The organism is Streptomyces chiangmaiensis, from assembly GCF_036281785.1.
Lineage (GTDB): Bacteria > Actinomycetota > Actinomycetes > Streptomycetales > Streptomycetaceae > Streptomyces > Streptomyces chiangmaiensis.
In genome coordinates this window covers 1-910 of record NZ_JAYWVC010000642.1, presented here as the reverse complement: position 1 = coordinate 910, position 910 = coordinate 1, and the positions used below count along the sequence as shown (strand labels likewise).

Sequence of the window (910 nt, the reverse complement as noted above, 5' to 3'; positions counted from 1 at the left end):
ACCTGCTGGGGTTCGTCGGCCCGAAGGCCGAAGCCGAGGAGATCAAAGGCAGGCTCGCCGCGTTCCTGCGCGACGAGCTCAAACTCCGGCTGTCACCGGAGAAGACCCTGATCACACATGCCCGCACCCACAAGGCGCGGTTCCTCGGCTACGACATCTGGACCAAGCACAACGACACCTGGCGGGTCCGGGGTAAACGCGTCCTCAACGGAGCGATCGCCCTCTGTGTCCCGCCGGAGACCGTCACCACCAGATGCCGGGCTTACCAGCGCGGACAGGGCAAACCTCTGATCCGCAACGACCTGATCCGCACCAGCGACCACAACATCGTTGCCACATTCGGGATGGAATACCGCGGCTACGTCCAGTACTTCCAGATGGCCGGGAACATCAACTGGCTGAACAAGCTCTGCCAGTACATGGAACGGTCGATGCTCTCGACCCTGGCGGCCAAACACCGTCGCCCTCCCTGGATCATGCGGGAACGCCACAAGAGCACCGTCGACACCCCATTCGGGAAACGAAGGTGCTTCGAAGCGGTCCAACGCACCCCAGCGGGCAAGGTTTTCACCGCCAGGTTCGGCGGCATCCCCCTCCGTCGGCGCAGACATGCCCCACCGATCATCGACGGGGCGTGGCCGACGAAGAAGGGCCGCCGGCTCATCGACCGGCTGACCGCCGGAATCTGCGAGCTGTGCGAGTCGCGCGACGGGATCACCGTCCACCACGTCAAGCGGCTCACCGACCTCAACCGATACAGCACCAGAGCTGCACCCCGATGGGTCGAAGCCATGCGGACCAGACGACGGAAGACCCTGATCGTCTGCGACCGCTGTCACGCCGAGATCCACCAGCAGCCGATTGCTCAGTAGCACCACTGGAGAGCCGGATGCGGGGAGACCCGCACGTC

Annotated in this window: 1 protein-coding gene; it reads left to right on the top strand. The window is 64.5% G+C overall.

Going from position 1 to position 910, the window contains the following annotated elements; genetic code table 11:
- On the top strand, window positions 1-872 hold an 872-nt coding region (locus VXC91_RS46145; RefSeq protein WP_329513294.1), incomplete at its 5' end, for an HNH endonuclease.
- Between the last annotated feature and the right edge of the window lie 38 nt (window positions 873-910).